Raw genomic sequence first — 17,580 nt, 5'->3', positions numbered from 1 at the left:
CCTGGAACAAGCCATTGAGGCTGTAGCAGCCTCGGGCGATTGTGATCTCGGTTGGGTCACGTGCGATCCAGGGTGGATCCACCGTGCATCACTCCCATCGATCCAAGGTGCGTCACTGCAGCTTGAATTTGAACGTGAGGATGTAACGAACGCTGACGGGCCGGCCGCCGTACGTCACGGGGCTGTAGCGCTGCTGCGCGAGCGTCGCGTTCACCGCGGGATCGAGGAACGGGTGCCCCTTGAGGATGCGGCAATCCCGCAGCCGGCCCTCCGTGGTGATGACGCATTGCGCGATGACGGTCGCTTCGACCCGCTGGCGCATCGCGTCGCTCGGGTAGGGAGGCTGGGCGGGGCCCGCGACGAGGACCGGGCGGCCCATCTCGGAGGTCCAGTTCAGCGTGGTGTTCGTCGGCGGCGGCTCCGGCGGAGGCGGAGCGATGCCCTTGCCGTTCGGATCACCGCCGATCACGCCGTCGGGCTTGCCATTCGGATCGCCTCCATTGCCCGTTCCGTCGGGCGCCGTCGCCCCGTCCCCCGCCGCGGCCGCGGGCGGATCGTTCGTCGGTTCGGGCTCGGTCGGCTCGATCTTCGGCGGCTCGTTCGTCAGGATCGGCGCCTGCGGGCGCTTCGGACGGGGCGTCTTCGGCGGGGCCGCCTGCGGGGGTTTGGGAGCTGCCGGGCCCGGCGAGCCCAGCAAGGCCGCGGGCTTCGGCGGGACCTGAAACACCACGACCGGCTCGTCCTCGTTCGAGGCGGCCTTCTTGGCGGGAATGGCGAACACGATGACCGCTGCCAGCGCGTGCGCGCCGATGGAGAGAAGCGCTCCGGTGCCGAGGTGCGGACGAGCGCCCTCGTACCGGCCCATGGCCGATTCGAACACGAATGCCTCCTTTCCAGGACGAACGGGGTCTCGTCCCGGAGAAACCTATTTCACGACCGATTCACTTCGGCAGAACGAGATTGACCTTCGAGACGTACCGCACCGAGATCGGCCGCCCGTCCTGCGTCGCCGGCGAGAATCGCCACGTGCGCGCAGCCGCGAGCAGCTCGCCGTCCATGTGCGGCAAAGACTTGAGGAGCCGACAATCCTTCGTCGCGCCCTCCGCCGTGATCTCGCATTGCAAGAGGGCCATGCCCTCCACGCGTGTTTCGAGCGCTTCGCGGGTGTACACCGGATCACGACCGCCAATGCGCTTCGGCGGGGACATGGTCCCTTGCTCGAAGGGCTGAACGATCGCGGCCGTCGCCTCGGGTTTGGCCGGAGGCACCTCGGGCGCGCTCACGCTCTCCACCATGGCGACCGCGGGGGGCGCGGCCTCGGGCACGCGTGGCTCCTCGGAGGCCGGCGGTTCTGCTTCCACGGCCACCTTCGGCGGCGACGGCGCGGCATTCGGTCCTGGACGCGGCGCGGCCACGGGCGTCGCGGCGCGAACAGGCTCCTCGTCGTGGCCTTTCGCCTCCGCGCGAGGCGCGGGCGCGGCGATCCCTGCGCCGAGCTGGAGCTCGGGGTATTGCTGCGGCTCTTCCGCGGGCCCCTTCGATACCCTGGGGCGCTGCATGGGCTGCGCGAGCACGATTCCGAGCACCACCACCTGCGCCGCCGCAATGAGCGCGGCGCCGAGCCGGCCTTTCTGGAAAAAACCGACCGGTCGTCCCGTGGGCCCGAGGACGCTCTGGAAGAGCATATGCGGCGTCGCCTGCGCCGATCGCTTCGCGCCGGCCATTGCCGTCCGCGCCGGCCGAGGTTCGGACGTCTGGGGCCTCTGCGCCGTCGTCATTCGAGGCGCGACGATCTCCCGCGCCGAAATCTCCTGCGGCTTCGCCGCTCGTGACGGCTCGATTCCGAGCGCGGCGAGCGCCCGCGCCCTGGACGCCGCCGGCGCCCGATCGGGCCGCGCCGAGCGCAGGAGCGAAGTCGCCGCGTCATCCCCGTTCTCTTCGAGCAGCCTGCGCATCTCGCTCACGGCCGCCCCCTTCCTTGTGTTCCCATGGCCCGCGCCGAGAGCCTCGCAAAGAGCTCCCGCGCGCGCCGGAGCCTCGACGCCACCGTGCCCATCGGTAGATCGAGCGCCCCGCTGATCTCCTGCATCGTGAGCTCTTCGAGCTCGAACAAAACGAGCACCGTCCTGAGATCCTCCGGCATCGCCGCGAGCACCTCGTCGAGCAGGGCCCGCAGGCGCCTTTGCTCCACGATCTCGTCCGGCCGAGGCCCGGCGTCGGCGCGCGCGTCCGCCACCTCGTCCCCCTCGGGGACCTCGCGCCGCCTTCGCTGCGCGCGCTTGGCGTGCGAGGCGACGTGCACGGCCGTGCCCATCAAAAACGCCTTCTCGCGTCCCGGTTGAATCACCCCGAGCTTGCCCGAGGCCACGACGAACACCTGCTGCGCGCAATCATCGAGCTCCGCCGCGGGCACCCCGAGCCGGCGGAGCGCCACGTACACGGCGTCGAAATGCGCGTCGACCATCTCCCGGAGCCGCGCCTTCTCCGCGCCGGCCTCGCCCCCCCTGGCCCACGCCTCCTCGACTGCGCGAGGCTCGTCCGCCTCGCAGACCTCGGCGCCCGCGAAGAGGATGTCCAGGTCGGAGACGAGGGTCACGGGCGCACCCTCCGTTTCGAACGGAGCCCTCGGGCCGCGCGTGACGCGGCGAACGCAGGGGGGACGTGGGCAAGAGCGGGGGCCACGTCTCTAGAATGCCCGGTCCGGCGCGGGTTGATCACGAAAAATGAAGGGCCGCGCGGAAGCGGAAACGTGGACTCCGTTACCAGATCCGGATCAGGGCCTGCCCCTCCTCCGCTCCACGGCCGCATGGCCCAGCCCGCTCACCGCTACTTCTTCGATTCTTGCTCCCCCGGCTTGGGCAAGCTCGCGGGGTCGTAGATCCCGTCGCTTTCGATCTTCCCCCACCGCTCCTCGAGCGATTTCACCCAGCCTGGATCGTGGATCTCGGTGAGCTTCTTCTTCCACGCGCCTTCGAGGAAGCTCGTGCTGAAGGGATCCCCTCGGTCCTCGGGAATGCCGATCTCCGTCTTGCACACCTGCATCTCGTAGCCGCCGGGAGCGGGCTCCGCCTGCTTCAAGCAGAGGTCGTATTTGTTCTTCCAGTTGCTGATCTCGAGCCTTTGCACGAGCAGGGCCTCCGCCTGCTTGAGCAGCGGGTGGACGCGTTTGTATTCGGCGTCGACGAGCGCCTTCGCCTCGCCGGCCTCGGGGCTCGTGGGGAAGAGCTTCGCGATTTTCTTGCCGAGATCGACGCAGGAGCCCGTCCCGTCCGGCTTGCACGCGGCCTTCACCTCGTCGAGCAGGAGCGCCGGGCCATTCTTCGTCAGCCACTCCTTGGCCTTGTCCGCGACCGGCGAGCTTTGCCCGGCGAGCTCCTCCATCTTGGCCCGCGCCGCGGCCTTGTCCGCCGAGGCATTCGCCTCCTCGAACGCGGCCGCGCTGCTCATCGCCCGCGTCTTCGAGAGCGCCTCGAACGCTCGTTTGGCCGGCGCATCCGCGACCGTCGCGGAGAGCTCCTTGGCTTTCGCGAATTGCCCCTCGGCGACCAGCGTGGTCGCCTCCCGGACCGTGAGGGCCTCGATGCGTTGCTTCGCCACGGGACAAAACGGCGAGCTCTCGGCGGCCTTGCAGACCTCCGCATACAGCGCCTTGGCCTCCGGGATCTTGCCGGCCGCCTCGGCCTCTCTCGCCTTCGACATCGGCTCCTTGGCCGCGTCGCAGCCCGCGAGCGCGAGGGCGAGCGCGGCGATGGCACATGCAATGGATCGGCTCATTTCGCACCTCCCGCGGCCTTCTGCGGATCCTCGCCCGTCGCGATGGCCCCGGAGCGACGCGCCTCGTACGTCGCAATGACGCCTGGATCGCCGAGCGCCGCGACGCGCCTGCGAAAGAGCGAGTCCTCGGTCTGCCGCGCGTCGAACCGCTCGTAGGCGGATTTCCCGTCGGCGTAGACGTCTTCCTCACAGGCGCGGACGCGCTGGAATTCGGCCTCGATCTCGGCGGTCTTCGTGGCCATGCAGAAGACGAAGGCCAGGTCCTTCTTGCCCCGCTGCATGAAGACCCCGAGGAACCTGTCGAGCTCGGCGCGTACCTTCTCCGTGCGCTTTTGCTCGGCGTCGTGGGCGGCTTTGGCCTCGTCGAAGCCGGGCGGCTTCTGCGGAAGCGCCGAAAGTTTCTCGAACGTATCCATGCAGGATCCTTGATGCTCCGGGCCACACGCGGCTTTCACCTGCGCGACCAGCAGTCCCGGCCGTTCCTTCTCGATCCACGCCTTCGCCAGCGTCGCCGCGGGCGTGCTTCCTGCGGCGAGCGTGTTCATCGCGTCGAACGCGCGGCCTTTGTCCGTATCCGCCGCGGCCTGCTCGAAGCGAACGCCCTCCGTCAGATCTTCCTTGCCGAGGCGCGCCTCGATGTCCTTTGTGGTGGGTTCGTCCGCGAGGGCGAGGGCCCGGACGAGCAGACGCTCGGCCTTGCCGAATTCGTTCTTTTCGACGGCCTTCGTCGCGGCCGTCACGAGCGCACCCGCGGCCCGAGGGCGGCTCTGCTGGCATTCCGGGCTCGTCGGCCCCTCGGCGCAGACGATCTCGAACTTTTGCGAGGCCTCTTCGAAGTTCGCTTGGGCTTCGAGGTTCTCCGCCTCCTTGAAGGACGGCGGCGGGCCCGAGCATCCGCCGATGGCGAGCAGCGGCAGGACCAGGAGACATGTACGTGAGAGCACGGGGCGAGTAGAGCCGCGCCCGCTTTGCCTGTCAATCTCTCAGGCCGCCTCGCACCGCGGGCACCACGTCGTCGGGCCTTCGTGCGGCGCGCGGTGCGCGCGGCGGTGCCTCGAGCTGCGCGCCCAGACGATGAGATTCACGCGCCTCCCGGAGCGCAGCGCATGCACGCCGTGCCGGTGCGCGCCCGCGTGCAGGATCGCCCGGCCTGCCGCGGGGTTCCATTGCCAGACCTCCGCGTCGTTCGCCGGGTCCTCCCGATGGGCGTCGCAACGAACCCCCCGGAAGTACACCTCGGCCCCGTCGAACGAGAGCCCGAGGCACGCGTTGAGCGTCACCTCGCTATCGTCCACGTGAAACCCGAGGTCGGTATCGCCGTTTTCCGCGTACTCCACGACGAACGAATGCTGGTGATCCACGCTCGAACCGGCATGCTCCGGAAACGCCCATTTCGTGAGCGGCGAAAGCCAGGTGTAGAGCAGCTCGTCCATCGCCCCTTCGAGCCCGAGCTCCGCGAGCACGACGCCCTGGTTGTTCATGCTGTTCGGCCGGACCGGGCCCACGCCTCGGTGGCGGCACCAGTGCTCGAATGCGTGGATCTCGCGGAGCAGGGCCTCCCTGTATTCGGCCGACAAGAGCGGGAATTCGATCACGCCGGGATGAAGCCGCGTGACGAGCGCTTCGAGGGCCTCGTGCGTCCCGGCCTGCACGGCGCGAACGAAGCCGGGATCGAGGCACCGCTCGGTCATGTCGGAGAGCCACGTTTGCCGGGGCGAATACGAGGGGCGCGTCATGGGAAACGTGATCGTACCACGATACGCTCCCGCGCGCGGCTCAGCCGCGCAGCAGCGAAGGCACGGCGGCGAGGAGATAGGCCGCGGACGTGCCCGCCATGATGGATTGCGCGATCACCGCCGCAGGCCGCTCCACCGGCTCTCCGCGGAGCAGCGCCGGCAGCTTGCCGAGCCCGCGCGCCGAGCCGGCGAGGCCGAGGCCCGCCACGGCCGTCGCGCCCACGAGCGCGGCCTTCCGGGACGAACCGCGACGGGCGAGCAGGCCGAGCCCCAGCGCCGCCGCGCCCACGCCCGCGGGGATCAGCGCCGTCTTGTGCTCCCTGCCTGTCGCGACGAACCCCCCGATGCCGAGCGCGGTCAAGAGACCGCCGTACCCGATCGTCCAGCCTGTCATGACGTCGAATCCTCCTTCGGCCGGGACGCGCGGCGTGCCGCGCATCCCGCGCGAACCCATTCATGACACGCCTCGCGGCGTCGCGCTCGATACGTCGGGGGCAGGGAGGGAGAAGGAAGGGGGAGACCCCCGGAGAGCCGCTCGGGCCCCGGGGGCGTGACGAATCGTCAACCGCGCTTCTTCGGAGCGGCGGGGGCGCGGCCCTCGATCTCCTTGCGCAGCTTCTTCCACTCGGCCTTTGGCAGCTTGCGGACGGCGTCGGCGATGCGGGCCCGCTCGTCCTCCGTCGGGAAGGCGAGGATGTACAGGGGCGGGATATCGAGCGCGCGGGCGATGCGATCGACCGTCTCGATCGTGATTGCCGCGAAGCCGTGCTCGATGTTCGAGAGGTGGCCCTTCGAGATCGAGCTCGCCTCGCCGAGCGCGGGCAGGGACATGTTGCGCTCGAGGCGCAGCTCGCGGATGCGCGCGCCGACCTTGGAGGAGAAGGGGCTGGGTTCGGTTCGTCGGGGCATGGGATCACCTCTCGGCAGCGAGGATTCCCCCTTACCACAACATGCGCGGAAGACAAACCGCCCAGTTCGTCCGACCCGTAGATTTTGGAGAGGACGTCCGAGAACCAGCCTACACCCAGGGTGGCGCGGGCTCGTTTGGCCCCCACGTACATAGGTGTTGATTGTTCCCGGGAAAACTGGCAGAGTCCCGGCCGGGCGAGATCCGGGCCCCGTGGGTTCAGAGCCCGACGTTCCTCACGGGCAAGAACGGCAGCCCGCCCTGCTTCGAGAGGTTCACGGCGCCGGTGACGTGGGCGACCGCGCCGAACGGGAGCCCGCCGACGAAATGCTCGACGTCGTTCCAGGCGTCGAGCTGCCCGAGGGCGTACGCGCCCGGGAAGGGCTGGACTTTCTCTGACCGACCCTCCTTGCCTCGCCCTTGCGGCCCCGACGAATCCGGCATACGCCGTGGGTATCCGAACGCTTTGCCGGAGGTGCACGCTTGATTTCGTCTCGAACCTTCGTCTCCATTTCATTCGTGGTCGTCCCGCTCGTCTTCTTCGCCTGCGCCAAGGGAAGCTCCCGTCCCGGCGGAGGCGGTGGCGCAGGAGGCGAGGGGGGCGACGAGTGGAGCGGTCCCGCGCAATCCTCGAGCAGCAGCGGAGGGATGGGCGGCATGGGCGCGGGCGCGTCGTCGTCTTCGTCGAGCACGAGCAGCGGATCGAGTTCGTCCTCGGGCGGCGGTGGCGGCGGCAGCGGGCCATTGCCCATCGTGCTCCTGCGTATCGGCGACGGCGTGACCACGCTCTCCTCCGCGGCGTCGCCGGTCTCCCTCGAATGGCGGCTCACGGACGGCTCTGCCACGCCGGGCGCGCCGGGGACGACCGGCATGCCGCAGTCGATCTCGGGCTCGAATTACCAGCTCACGTTGTCGGGGACGGCGTCCTCCGAGGGGCACCTGTCGCTCTCGGCGAATGGCAAATACGTCTTCCTCGCCGGGTATGCCGCCGACGTGGGCACGCTGAACGTGAGTACGCAGCTCGTGTCGCGCGTTGTCGGCCGGGTCGACGCGCTCGGCAACGTGAACACCTCGACCTTGCTCACGGGCGCGTTCAACGGCAGCAACGTGCGCGGCGCGACCTCCTCGGACGGCACGTCGATCTGGGTCTCGGGCAACAGCACCACGACCGGCGGCATTCATTACACGACGCTCGGCTCGAGCGCGCCCACGCAGATCCTCACGAACCCGCTCAATACGCGCTGCGTGCACGCCTCCGGCGGACAGCTCTACGCGACGTCCGGCGCGGGCACGTTCGTCAACGTCTTCACGGTCGGCGCGGGCCTGCCCACGTCGAGCGGACAAACCGCGGCGTCGCTCCCGGGCCTGCCCACCGTCGGCGCGAGCCCGTACGGGTTTGTCTTGCTCGATCTTTCCGCCGGCATTGCCGGCCCGGACACGCTTTACATCGCGGACGATCGCAGCCCGGCGAGCGGCGGTGGAATTCAGAAATGGACGTTCGACGGCGCCTCGTGGTCGCTCGCGGCGACGTGGAGCGACGGCACGGCGGGCGTGCGGGGCCTTGCGGCGAAGCCCTCGGGGGCCGGCGTGCAGATCGTGGCGACGACCTCGGAGAACAACGAAAACCGGGTTCTCACGCTCTTCGACGACGGCTCGGCGTTCCCCGAGATCGTGATCGCCACGGTCGCGCCGCTGAATACCGTCTTCCGCGGCGTCGCGTTCGCCCCGCAATAAAAAAGACGAGCCGGGGCGCCGGGCCTTGACAAGGGCCCGGACGCCCGGGACCCTTCTGCGCGATGTCTACCCTCCTCGCGCACGGGCCGTCGAATCTCCTCGAAGGCCGCTGGGTCCCGCTCCCCGGCGACGCCATCACTTCGCGAAACCCCACGCGTCCCGTCGAGATCGTCTGGCAAGGCAGCCCCGACCCCGCGCATGCCGATGAGGCCGTCGCGGCGGCGCGGCGCGCCTTGCCCGCCTGGGCCGCGCTCCCCGCCGAGCGGCGTTTCGCGGCCCTCCGCCGCTTCCGCGACCTCTGCAAGGCCCGCGCGGCCGATATGGCCCGCCTCATCACCGACGAGACGGGCAAAGCGCTCTGGGATGCGCGCGCCGAGGCCGATCTGCTCGCGGCCAAGGTCGACATCACGCTCGACGCCTCCGAGCACGGCGGGTTGCGGCGCGTTTCGGGCTTCGAGATCCCGCTCTCGGCCTCGCGCACGGGGCGCACCTGGTTTCGGCCGCACGGCGTCATGGTCGTGCTCGGCCCCTTCAATTTCCCGGCGCACCTGCCGAACGGGCACATCATCCCCGCGCTCGCGCTCGGCAACACCGTCGTGTTCAAGCCGAGCGACAAGGCCCCGGCCGTCGGACAAACCCTCGCGGCGTGGCTCGCCGAGGCGCTCGACGCCGAGGGCGCGCCGCCCGGCGTCGTGAACCTCGTGCACGGCGGCGCGAGCGTCGCGTCGCGCCTCGTCGCGAACCCCGACATCGACGGCGTGCTCTTCACGGGCTCGTGGCCCGTCGGCCGGCGCATCCTCGAAGCGAGCCTCGATTGGCCGGGCCGCGTCCTCGCGCTGGAAATGGGCGGCAATGCCCCCGCCGTCGTCCTGCCCGACGCGGATCTGCGGCAGGCGGCGATCGAGGTCGCGCGCTCGGCGTTCGTCTCGACGGGGCAACGCTGCACGTGCACGCGGCGGCTCGTCGTGCACAGCGCCGTCGCCGAGCGGTTCGTCCGGACGATCGTGGCGATGGCGTCCGGGCTCCGCGTCGGGGATCCGCTCGCGGATCCGCAGCCGTTCATGGGGCCGATCATCTCGGCGGAGGCGCGCGCGGCCGTGCTCGCGGCGCAGGATCGGTTCGCCGCCGGCGGCGCCGAGGTCCGCCTCCCGGCGCGCGCCCTCGAATCGCCGACCGGCGGCCATTTCCTCTCGCCTGGGATCGTCCGCGTCGATCGGTTCACGCTCTCCGAGGACGGGCCCGGCGCGGACGTCGAGGTCTTCGGGCCGCTGCTCCGCTACGTCGTCGTCGATTCGGTCGACGAGGCGATCGCGCAGGCGAATGCCACGCGGTTCGGGCTCGCGGCCTCGATCTTCACGAAGGACGCGGGCGTCATCGACCGATTCCTCGCCGAGGCGCGCGCCGGCTGCGTGAACGTCAACACCGGCACCGCGGGCGCGAGCAGCAAGCTCCCGTTCGGCGGGATTGGTTTGTCCGGGAACCATCGGCCCGCGGGGGCCTTCAGCCTGGACTATTGCGCGTATCCGGTGGCGGGGATGATCGAGAGCGGCGCCGCGGCGCCGCTGCCGATCGGGATGACGTTCGAGGAGAGCTTCCTCGAATAGGGAGCGGGGGGGCTCAGTTCACGTTCGGATCCGGCGTGGCGGTCTCGGCCGCCTGCGCCTCGGCGGGCCCCTCGGGCGCCTTCTTGGGCAGCTTTTCCTCGAGCGTCGCGAGCCGCTCGGCCGCGCGCTCGAGGGCGCGCGCGCTCGTCGTGAGCGCGGAGCGCCCGTAACCGAGGCTGAAGCCCGCCCATTTCACGGAAGCATCGACCAGCACGTCATACATCTCGCGCGCCTTCTGCTCGACGCGGGCCGACGCGGCCTTCACGTCCTTCAGGCTCGGGATCTTCGTCTCGCTCTGGGTTTGCGTCGTCATAAGGGATGCCTCCTGTTCGTCTGGAAAGCCCTCGTCCGGCAGGGCCATGGTGGTGCATACGGCGCTCGAAGGACCGTGCGAATCGCTCCGCAATGCATCGCCCTCCGAGCTCGCAAGCCCGCCCCGGACATCGTTCGGATGTGTTCGCTTTTATGACGCGTCGTGTTACATGTCAAGACGCGGCGCGTTGATTTCCAGGCTGGGCCTGGATCGGGCGGATCAGGCGGCGCGGCGGGCGGAGGCGGCGCGCGTCACGGCGGAGACGAGGGCATCGACCGCGTGCGGGCAGCTCCGGAGGTCGATCGCCTCGCGCAGCAGCGGCTCGTGGTCGTGCGCCGCCGTTGTCGTGAGGACGAACGCGGGGCGCGAGCCGATCTTGGTTTTGCGCAGGAACGTGAGGAACGGGACGCTCTCGTCATGCGGAGACACGTCGTACACGACGACGCGTGGATCGTGCCGGGCGAAGAGCGCGAGCGCCGCCTCGGGCGCCGCGACGAGCGAGCCCAGCGCGGCCGTGACCACGCGGAGGCCCGTCGCCTCGATCTCCTCGGCGAGCGACCTCGCCACTGCTTCGTCTTCGTGAATGATGGCCACGACGTCAGGTTGCTGCATGAACGCGATCCGAGGCAGGGCGCGTGCCTGCTTCCCGCCGCGTCGCGCTCGCACGCTCGCGGCGTCCGCCCGGATCGATTATGCTGATCGACCTCGCCATGCTTTCCCGTCGCGCCATCCTCGGTTCGGGTCTTGGTTTCGCCGGTTCGTTCCTGCTTTCGCGGCCCTCGCTCGCGAAGAAGACCGAAAAAGAGCCGATCCCCGCGCTCCCGCTCTCGTTCGCCGTCGCCGAGGAGGACGGCGTCGCGGTCCAGAACGAGGTGTGGATCGCGGAGCAGATCGCCGAGGCCACGCGGCTCTTCACGCCGATCGGCGTGACGCTGCGCAAGGCCGCCGCGCGCGCTCTCCCGGAGGCGCTCGCCAGGCTCGAGACGCGCGCCGACAGGGACGCGCTCGCCGCGCACCTCGAGGCAAAGCGGATCAACGTGATGATCGTGGCATCCCTGCGAGACGTGGACGATCCGAAGCTCTTCCGGATGGGCGTGCACTGGCGGCACAGAAAGACGCCGGCGAAGCATTGGGTGATCGTCGCGGCGAGCGCACGACCGAGCACGCTGGCACACGAGCTGGGCCATTTCTTCGGGCTCGGTCACAGCGACGTGACCGACAACGTGATGAGTTATTCGCGTACCGGCGTTCCCCCCTTCTTCGACGCCAAGCAGGCCGAGCGCATCGAGAGCATGGCGCGGATGTACGTGGGGTCGAAGCTCCTCGAACCCGCGTGAGCCGCGCGCGTGGGCGCGCTTCGATTCTCTCGCCACGGCGGCCGGGATCGTTTACCCTACGGATCGTCCGGCCGATCGCGCCCGGGTTCTGGCATGCAAACGCCTCCACGTCGCACGACTCCACCGCCGCCGTCCGTCGCGCCCGAGCGTCCGAGTGAGCGCGCGCCCGCGGGTCCCCCGATCAGCAGCGGCATCGGGCGGCCAAGCTGGCCGCCGCCGTCGAGCGAAGGCGCGCCTCGCTTGACGGACACCTGGGGGCCGAGTTCTTCGGATCGCCCCTCCTCGCGCCCCTCGACGCGCCCGCCGACCGGGACCGGAGACATGCGCACGTGGTACCTGGATCTTCCTTCTCCGCCCGGGGAAGGATCGTTTCGGGTCAAAGGGATCGCGTATCGCGGCCTCACGCACCTCGTGACGTGCCGCGTCGAAGGAGGCCTGGCGGCGTTCGCCGCGGCATTGCCGACGCCCGCGTTGCAAGGCTTCTTCGGCCAGCCGTTTCTCGCGAGCAGCTTTTACGACATGTTCCCGCTCGTGGCGGGCAGCGGCGTCCTCGCCTCGCTCGCGCGCTCCCAGCTCGACACGTTCGCGCATCAGCAGGGGCGCGCGCAGGCCTCGTACGACGTGGAGCACCAGTACCGCGCCTTGCTCCAGGGCCGTTCGACCGACGATGTGCACTCGCGCCTCCGCCCGCTCGCCGGCCGATATTATGATTTCGGCGAATGGGACGTCGAGCGGGCGGGGCTGAACCGGCTCCGCGTCGTCGAGCGGGCGCTGCCCATCTGGATCATGCCGTGGTTCGTCCCGATGCAGATCGGCTACTTCTCGGGCCTCATGGCGGCGATGGGCAAGCCGGGCTCGACCGTCACGTTGCAATCGTTCCGCCGCGAGGGCCTCGCGGGGTCGATGTCGCTCGTCGTCCTGGAGCTCGAGGTCGTAATGCGCGACTGATCGGGCGTTTCGCCCGGCGATCGGGGCTTCTCGCGGCGGCCGCGCCGTGGTACGCCGGGCCATGCGGTCCTTCCTCGGTGCTTCCTCGATATGCCTCCTCGGCGCGCTCGGCTGCGGCGGCGGCGGCGAGACCCCCAAACCGACGATTTTCGACGTCACCGGCACGATCGTCGATCTCCACCTGACCGACGGTGGGGACGTGACGAACGTCCGGGATCCCGGGCAATTCGAGATTGCCGCGATCGTCCCCGGGGACGACGGCGCCCCGCGGGAGTTCATCGCCGAGGTGGCGGAGGACGGCACGTTCCGCATTCGTGACCTCCCCGAGGGGCCATACGATCTGCGCTTCACTGAGCTCTTCGGCACGGGGACGCGGCCGCCGCGGTTCATCATGAACGCCCCGCGTACGATCGACCTCGGCCGCGTCTTCGTGGGCCGCCCCGACGCCGAGCCCATCGCGACGGCGAACACGACGGAGCTCGAGCTGACGTTCGATGGATTGAACCCGTGGGGGGAGGGGTCGAGCATCGAGGTGTTCTCGCTCGGCGCGGGCACGATCGGGACGCTTCCCCCGGCGGACGGCATGGCGCCCGCCATGGACGCCACGCAGATCACCGATTTTCGCGTGGCCACCTCGGAGCTCGTCGTGCCGAACCTCGTCGCGGCCGAGGCCGGGGACCAGGCGTATTTCACGCAAATGGTCGGCATTGCCGGCGCCGGCGCGCCTTATCGCTCGGTGCGCCGGGCCTTCGGGCCGACGTCGTTCACGCTCGCCGACGGCGCGGCCACGCCCGTCGAGGGCACGTTCGTGGCTGCGCCTCCGAAGAAACTCGCCGTCTCCTTCGACGATGCGGCTTTCCAGGCCCTCGCCGCGAGCGTTCATCCTGAAGCGACGATTGCGGGCAAGGACATTCGCATCGGCGTGGAGCCGGGCGGCGCGGGTCGAACGTCCGTCTCCCCCACGCCCGATTTGCTCTTGCTCTCCGCGCTTCCTGCGGCACAGCCCCCGGCCGAGCTCGTGTATGGCAATCCCTTCCCCGCGGGCTGGGCCGAGGTCGCCGCCGTCGAGGTTGCTTATGCCGTGACGCACGTCATGCCCACGGGAATCCCGAAGACCACGGCGATCGCCATCGGCCGCACGGGCCCCGTTTCTTCGTTCTCCGGCGCGATCGCGCCGACGCTCGGCCCTCCGCTCGACATTCGCGTGAACGATCAGCCTGCGTATGGCGAGCTCCTCGGCATCGGCAACACGCCCACGGTGACCTGGAGCGCGCCTTCGCTCGGCAAAGCCGCGGCGTACGTCATCACGCTGCGGCGGCTCGACCCGGGAGGACAACTCACGCGGACCATGGCTTCCTTCTCGACGACGGAGCCCGTGCTGCGCATTCCGGACGGCTTGCTCGACGTCGGGTATTATTATTATCTCCGCATCGGCGTGCGGGAGGAATTCGACAACGCGGCGCCGCTCCAGGTCCAGGAGAGCCGTGTCTATGCCGAGGCGCTCACCGGCGTCCTCTCGCCCTGAGGCGCGCGCGGCCCCGCCATGGATGTCCCTACCATTCAAGTCTCGGCCATTCAGGTCCTCGGCCTCGCCTGCTTCGGGCTCGTTCTCGGCCGCGGCATCCGGCGCGCCCTGCCCATCCTCGAGCGGCTCAGCATTCCCGCGTCGATCCTCGGCGGCCTCGTCTATGCGATCGTCGGCCTCGCGTTGCGGGATCGCGTCTGCAATTTCAAGTTCGATCTCGCCCTGCGCGACATCCTCATGATCGCGTTCTTCACGACCGTGGGAATGACGGCGAGCCTCCGGCTGCTCGCGCTCGGCGGCAAGCGCGTCGCCATTTTCCTCGGCGCTGCGGTCCTCGGCTTGCTCGCGCAGATGGGCTGGGGCGCGGGGGCGGCGAAGGTGATGGGTTTGCCGCCGCTGCTCGGCGCCATTCCGGGCGCCGTGTCCCTCACGGGCGGTCCCGCGACCGCGCTCGCGTTCGGCCCCGTCTTCGAGCAGGCGGGCGTCCCCGGCGCGACCGCGATTGGCCTCGCGTCGGCTGTCTTCGGGATCATCGTGAGCGGCCTGCTCGGCGGGTTCGTCGGCAGCTTCTTGATTCGACGCCACAGCTTGCGCTCGGGGGAGAGCGACGCCATGCCGGCGCCCGAGATCGACATCGACGCGGGGCCCTCCGAGAAGCACGGCGATTACCTCGCGCACATCATCGTGCTCGGCGTGGCGATGGCGCTCGGCTCGCTGCTCTCCGCGCAGTTCACGGCCTGGAAGCTCACGCTCCCGGCGTACATCGGGGCGATGATCGTGGCCGGCGTGGTGCGAAACCTCGACGATCGTCTGCAATTCGCGGGCATCGATCAGAAGAAGATGGAGGACATCGGCGCCGTCGCGCTCGAGCTCTTCATCGTGATGGCGCTGCTCACGCTGGAGCTCTGGCAGCTCCGGACGCTGGCGCTTCCCGTGCTCTTCATCCTGGTCGGCCAGGTGGTGCTCACGATCGGGCTCTGCTGGACGGCCATTTACTGGATGATGGGCCGGAGCTACACCTCGGCGGTCATGGCGGGCGGGTATTGCGGGTTCATGCTCGGCACGACGGCGAACTCGCTCGCCTGCATGAACGAGATCGTGCGCAAATCGGGGCCGGCGCCGCAGGCGTTCTTCGCGGTCAGCATCGTGGGGGCCTTCCTCATCGACTTCATCAATGCGCTCCTCGTCACGCAAGCCTTGAACGTGCTCCGCTGAGCGCGCGCCGCGTCCCATGACCACCGAACAGCGGACCATTCTCGTCACCGGCGGCGCCGGATACATCGGCTCGCACGCGGCCCTCGCCCTCGCGGAGCGCGGCCACCGGCCCCTCGTGCTCGACAACCTGAGCAAAGGCCACCGCGAGCCGATCGCGCGAGCGCTCGGCGCGCCCGTCATCCAGGCCGATACGCGGGACCGCGCCGCCCTCGACGTGATCTTTTCGCGCGAGCGCATCGACGCCGTCATGCATTTCGCCGCGTTCGCCGAGGTCGGCGAGTCCGTCGCGGATCCTCTCGCGTATTACGAGAACAACGTTCACGGCACGGTCACCTTGCTCCAGGCCATGCAGGCGGCCGGCGTCTCGAAGTTCGTCTTCTCCTCGACGTGCGCGACGTACGGCGTGCCGGAGGTCACCCCGATTCCCGAGGATCACCCGCAGAACCCGCTGAACCCGTATGGCCGGTCCAAGCTCCTCGTGGAGAAGATCCTCGCGGAGTGCGAGACCGCGTGGGGCCTTCGGTCCGTGAGCTTTCGTTATTTCAATGCAGCCGGCGCGCATCCGAGCGGTCTCCTCGGCGAGGATCACGACCCCGAGACGCACTTGATTCCGCTCGTCCTTTCCGTGGCCCTCGGCAAACGCCCGTCGATCCGGATCTTCGGCGAGGATTACGACACACCGGATGGAACGTGCCTCCGTGATTACATCCACGTCTCGGATCTGGCGGACGCGCACGTCCTCGGGGTCGATCATCTCCTCGGCGGCGGAGCGAGCACGGTCGTGAACCTGGGCAATGGGCGTGGTTTTTCCGTGAAGGAGGTCATCGCGGCGGCGACGCGCGTCACGGGCTGCGCGATCGCCGTGGAGAAGGCCGCGCGCAGGCCCGGGGATTCACCGGCGCTCGTGGGATCGAGCGAGCGCGCGCGCAAGCTGCTCGGCTGGTCCCCGCGGTTCCCGGAGCTCGAAACGATCATCGCCCATGCATGGGCGTGGCACCAGAAGAAACACGGATGACGTTTCGGCAGTTTCCCCGAAGGACTTAACCGGCTTCGGGCCGGAGCCCGAGCCCGCGCGCGATTTCTTTGAACGTCTCGACCGCGGGCGTGGGCGTACGGCGTTTGTCGGGGCTATCGAAATCGACGCGAAAGAGGCCGAAGCGGGGCTCGTAGCCCTCGGCCCATTCGAAGTTGTCGAGGAGTGACCAGTGGAAATACCCCCGCACGTCGACGCCCTCGCGCGCGGCGCGCACGAGCGCCTCGAAATGGGAGCGCAGGAACGAGGGGCGAACCTCGCCGCCCTTGTCCGCGATGCCGTTCTCCGTGACGTACACCGGCAAGCCGAGCGCGCCATACCGCTTGAGCACCTGGTAGAGGCCCTCCGGGTAGATGTCCCAGCCGAGGTCGCTGACGGGCCGATCCGCGGGTACGTATTGCTTGGAGAGCGAAGGGTCCCGGAGGTCGGCCCGCACGTGGTCGCGGCCGTAGTAATTGATGCCCATGTAATCGAAGGATCCGAGCAGGCCGGGGACCACTTCGTCGATCTCGACGACGCCGGGGATGCCGAGCTCGATGCGACCCGTGAACGGCGCGGCGGCGATGGCTTCGTTGAAGAAACGGTCCGTGAAGCCGGCGATCAGCCGATCGAGCGGAGAGCGCGTTGCCGGCTGGAAGATCCGGACGTGGTGCGCGATGCCGATCCGCGTGGCGTGCCCGTCGCCGTCCGCGTCCGTGGTATCCGCCTCGCGGATCGCCTCGGTCATGCGCGCGTGGGCCTTGAGCATACGTGAAAGCACCTGCGCGGCGATTCTCGAATCCGAGAGCCCCGGAGGAAAGACCCCCTTCACGTACGACATCGTCGCGAGCACGTTGGGTTCGTTGATCGTGCACCAGAGATCGACCGCCGATCCGAGCTTCTTCGCGATCCTGCGCGAGAATGCTGCGAGGAGCTCGATCGTCCGATCCTTCATCCATCCGCCCTGCGTCGCGACCCAGCGCGGCAAGGTGAAATGGTGGAGCGTGACCATCGGCTCGATTCCGGCCGCGCGGAGGGCGAGCGCCCACGCGAGGTATCGATCCGCGGCCTCCTCGTTCCAGGCGCCCTCCGTGGGCTCGAGGCGGCTCCATTCGACGCTGAATCGATACGCATTCGCGCCGAGCCGGCGCAGGAGCGCGATGTCGTCGTCGATGCGATTCCACGAATCACACGCGGCGCCCGAGACCGTGCGATCCTTGATGTGTGGCTCGCCGTCGCGAAATGCTCCCCGTTCCCAGTCGGTCCAGTCGTTGTCGAGGCCGCCCTCGATCTGGTGCGACGCCGTGGCCGTGCCGAGCAAGAACCCCGCAGGCAAGGCCGAGCGCAGCGAAGAGAGCGCGTCCTCCGCGCCGAGAATGCACGGGGGCGGGTGCGGATCTTTCGTCAGCGCGGCGTGACCGAGGCGGGCGAGGCGGGCGAGCTTCATGAGGCCGGCGGCTTTATAAGCCGGCCGC

19 protein-coding genes are annotated in these 17,580 nt (G+C 69.3%); 7 read left to right on the top strand and 12 right to left on the bottom strand.

Translation table 11 applies throughout. The annotated features are described in order from the left end of the window. Window positions 1–112: 112 nt before the first annotated feature. From QHF83_RS21205 to QHF83_RS21165, 9 genes are all read right to left on the bottom strand, one after another. Window positions 113–880, bottom strand: a complete 768-nt coding sequence (locus QHF83_RS21205; RefSeq protein WP_282419703.1) for an energy transducer TonB — start codon at window positions 878–880, stop codon at window positions 113–115. A gap of 61 nt (window positions 881–941) precedes the next feature. Further along, window positions 942–1,955: a TonB family protein gene (locus tag QHF83_RS21200; protein WP_282419757.1), complete on the bottom strand. Its 1,014-nt coding sequence runs from the start codon at window positions 1,953–1,955 to the stop codon at window positions 942–944. Between the two features lie 5 nt (window positions 1,956–1,960). Then, entirely contained in the window at window positions 1,961–2,596 is a 636-nt protein-coding gene (locus QHF83_RS21195; RefSeq protein ID WP_282419702.1) for a sigma-70 family RNA polymerase sigma factor, read from the bottom strand. A gap of 230 nt (window positions 2,597–2,826) precedes the next feature. Next, complete coding sequence (locus QHF83_RS21190) at window positions 2,827–3,774, bottom strand: hypothetical protein (RefSeq protein WP_282419701.1); 948 nt, start codon at window positions 3,772–3,774, stop codon at window positions 2,827–2,829. Continuing rightward, on the bottom strand, window positions 3,771–4,718 hold the full coding sequence (locus QHF83_RS21185; RefSeq protein ID WP_282419700.1) for a hypothetical protein: 948 nt from the start codon (window positions 4,716–4,718) through the stop codon (window positions 3,771–3,773). The genes QHF83_RS21190 and QHF83_RS21185 overlap by 4 nt, the downstream gene beginning before the upstream one ends. Before the next feature lie 39 nt (window positions 4,719–4,757). Beyond that, entirely contained in the window at window positions 4,758–5,510 is a 753-nt protein-coding gene (locus QHF83_RS21180; RefSeq protein WP_282419699.1) for a hypothetical protein, read from the bottom strand. A 40-nt stretch (window positions 5,511–5,550) separates the two neighbouring features. Continuing rightward, on the bottom strand, window positions 5,551–5,904 hold the full coding sequence (locus QHF83_RS21175) for a hypothetical protein (protein ID WP_282419698.1): 354 nt from the start codon (window positions 5,902–5,904) through the stop codon (window positions 5,551–5,553). Window positions 5,905–6,071: 167 nt separating this feature from the next. Continuing rightward, the gene (locus QHF83_RS21170) at window positions 6,072–6,419 is read right to left on the bottom strand and encodes a helix-turn-helix transcriptional regulator (RefSeq protein WP_282419697.1); all 348 of its coding nucleotides are present in this window, start codon (window positions 6,417–6,419) and stop codon (window positions 6,072–6,074) included. 217 nt (window positions 6,420–6,636) lie between these two features. Next, window positions 6,637–6,861, bottom strand: coding sequence for a hypothetical protein (locus tag QHF83_RS21165; protein ID WP_282419696.1), 225 nt, complete (start codon window positions 6,859–6,861; stop codon window positions 6,637–6,639). 39 nt (window positions 6,862–6,900) lie between these two features. Between QHF83_RS21165 and QHF83_RS21160 the strand changes: the two genes are divergently transcribed. Continuing rightward, complete coding sequence (locus QHF83_RS21160; RefSeq protein ID WP_282419695.1) at window positions 6,901–8,151, top strand: hypothetical protein; 1,251 nt, start codon at window positions 6,901–6,903, stop codon at window positions 8,149–8,151. Between the two features lie 62 nt (window positions 8,152–8,213). Then, complete coding sequence (locus QHF83_RS21155) at window positions 8,214–9,755, top strand: aldehyde dehydrogenase family protein (protein ID WP_282419694.1); 1,542 nt, start codon at window positions 8,214–8,216, stop codon at window positions 9,753–9,755. 13 nt (window positions 9,756–9,768) lie between these two features. On the opposite strand, the gene QHF83_RS21150 is transcribed toward QHF83_RS21155, so the two are convergent. Both QHF83_RS21150 and QHF83_RS21145 read right to left on the bottom strand, forming a co-directional pair. Beyond that, window positions 9,769–10,068: a hypothetical protein gene (locus QHF83_RS21150; protein WP_282419693.1), complete on the bottom strand. Its 300-nt coding sequence runs from the start codon at window positions 10,066–10,068 to the stop codon at window positions 9,769–9,771. Window positions 10,069–10,287: 219 nt separating this feature from the next. Then, entirely contained in the window at window positions 10,288–10,680 is a 393-nt protein-coding gene (locus tag QHF83_RS21145; protein ID WP_282419692.1) for a hypothetical protein, read from the bottom strand. A gap of 98 nt (window positions 10,681–10,778) precedes the next feature. On the opposite strand from QHF83_RS21145, the gene QHF83_RS21140 reads away from it, so the two are divergent. From QHF83_RS21140 to galE, 5 genes are all read left to right on the top strand, one after another. After that, complete coding sequence (locus QHF83_RS21140) at window positions 10,779–11,405, top strand: hypothetical protein (protein WP_282419691.1); 627 nt, start codon at window positions 10,779–10,781, stop codon at window positions 11,403–11,405. A gap of 321 nt (window positions 11,406–11,726) precedes the next feature. Further along, complete coding sequence (locus tag QHF83_RS21135) at window positions 11,727–12,353, top strand: hypothetical protein (protein WP_282419690.1); 627 nt, start codon at window positions 11,727–11,729, stop codon at window positions 12,351–12,353. Window positions 12,354–12,414: 61 nt separating this feature from the next. After that, complete coding sequence (locus QHF83_RS21130; protein WP_282419689.1) at window positions 12,415–13,878, top strand: hypothetical protein; 1,464 nt, start codon at window positions 12,415–12,417, stop codon at window positions 13,876–13,878. Between the two features lie 18 nt (window positions 13,879–13,896). After that, on the top strand, window positions 13,897–15,093 hold the full coding sequence (locus QHF83_RS21125) for a sodium/glutamate symporter (protein ID WP_282419688.1): 1,197 nt from the start codon (window positions 13,897–13,899) through the stop codon (window positions 15,091–15,093). Between the two features lie 16 nt (window positions 15,094–15,109). Further along, window positions 15,110–16,108: a UDP-glucose 4-epimerase GalE gene (gene galE, locus QHF83_RS21120; RefSeq protein ID WP_282419687.1), complete on the top strand. Its 999-nt coding sequence runs from the start codon at window positions 15,110–15,112 to the stop codon at window positions 16,106–16,108. A 25-nt stretch (window positions 16,109–16,133) separates the two neighbouring features. On the opposite strand, the gene QHF83_RS21115 is transcribed toward galE, so the two are convergent. After that, window positions 16,134–17,552 carry a glycoside hydrolase family 1 protein gene (locus QHF83_RS21115; protein ID WP_282419686.1) on the bottom strand — a complete coding sequence of 473 codons (1,419 nt, stop codon included), beginning with the start codon at window positions 17,550–17,552 and terminating at the stop codon, window positions 16,134–16,136. Between the last annotated feature and the right edge of the window lie 28 nt (window positions 17,553–17,580).

Origin of the sequence: Polyangium sp. 15x6 (assembly GCF_029960785.1) — a bacterium.
In the GTDB taxonomy this organism is placed as follows: domain Bacteria; phylum Myxococcota_A; class Polyangia; order Polyangiales; family Polyangiaceae; genus Polyangium.
The sequence above is the reverse complement of the archived record's forward strand: the minus strand, read 5'-3'. Positions and strand labels throughout refer to the sequence as shown.

Excerpts from the sequence above, each read along its gene's own strand:
- QHF83_RS21200 (WP_282419757.1), bottom strand. The coding sequence starts at position 1,955 with ATGCGCAGGCTGCTCGAAGAGAACGGGGATGACGCGGCGACTTCGCTC.
- QHF83_RS21190 (WP_282419701.1), bottom strand. The coding sequence starts at position 3,774 with ATGAGCCGATCCATTGCATGTGCCATCGCCGCGCTCGCCCTCGCGCTC.
- QHF83_RS21180 (WP_282419699.1), bottom strand. The coding sequence starts at position 5,510 with ATGACGCGCCCCTCGTATTCGCCCCGGCAAACGTGGCTCTCCGACATG.
- QHF83_RS21175 (WP_282419698.1), bottom strand. The coding sequence starts at position 5,904 with ATGACAGGCTGGACGATCGGGTACGGCGGTCTCTTGACCGCGCTCGGC.
- QHF83_RS21170 (WP_282419697.1), bottom strand. The coding sequence starts at position 6,419 with ATGCCCCGACGAACCGAACCCAGCCCCTTCTCCTCCAAGGTCGGCGCG.
- QHF83_RS21165 (WP_282419696.1), bottom strand. The coding sequence starts at position 6,861 with ATGCCGGATTCGTCGGGGCCGCAAGGGCGAGGCAAGGAGGGTCGGTCA.
- QHF83_RS21155 (WP_282419694.1), top strand. The coding sequence starts at position 8,214 with ATGTCTACCCTCCTCGCGCACGGGCCGTCGAATCTCCTCGAAGGCCGC.
- QHF83_RS21150 (WP_282419693.1), bottom strand. The coding sequence starts at position 10,068 with ATGACGACGCAAACCCAGAGCGAGACGAAGATCCCGAGCCTGAAGGAC.
- QHF83_RS21145 (WP_282419692.1), bottom strand. The coding sequence starts at position 10,680 with ATGCAGCAACCTGACGTCGTGGCCATCATTCACGAAGACGAAGCAGTG.
- QHF83_RS21140 (WP_282419691.1), top strand. The coding sequence starts at position 10,779 with ATGCTTTCCCGTCGCGCCATCCTCGGTTCGGGTCTTGGTTTCGCCGGT.
- QHF83_RS21135 (WP_282419690.1), top strand. The coding sequence starts at position 11,727 with ATGCGCACGTGGTACCTGGATCTTCCTTCTCCGCCCGGGGAAGGATCG.
- QHF83_RS21130 (WP_282419689.1), top strand. The coding sequence starts at position 12,415 with ATGCGGTCCTTCCTCGGTGCTTCCTCGATATGCCTCCTCGGCGCGCTC.
- QHF83_RS21125 (WP_282419688.1), top strand. The coding sequence starts at position 13,897 with ATGGATGTCCCTACCATTCAAGTCTCGGCCATTCAGGTCCTCGGCCTC.
- galE (WP_282419687.1), top strand. The coding sequence starts at position 15,110 with ATGACCACCGAACAGCGGACCATTCTCGTCACCGGCGGCGCCGGATAC.
- QHF83_RS21115 (WP_282419686.1), bottom strand. The coding sequence starts at position 17,552 with ATGAAGCTCGCCCGCCTCGCCCGCCTCGGTCACGCCGCGCTGACGAAA.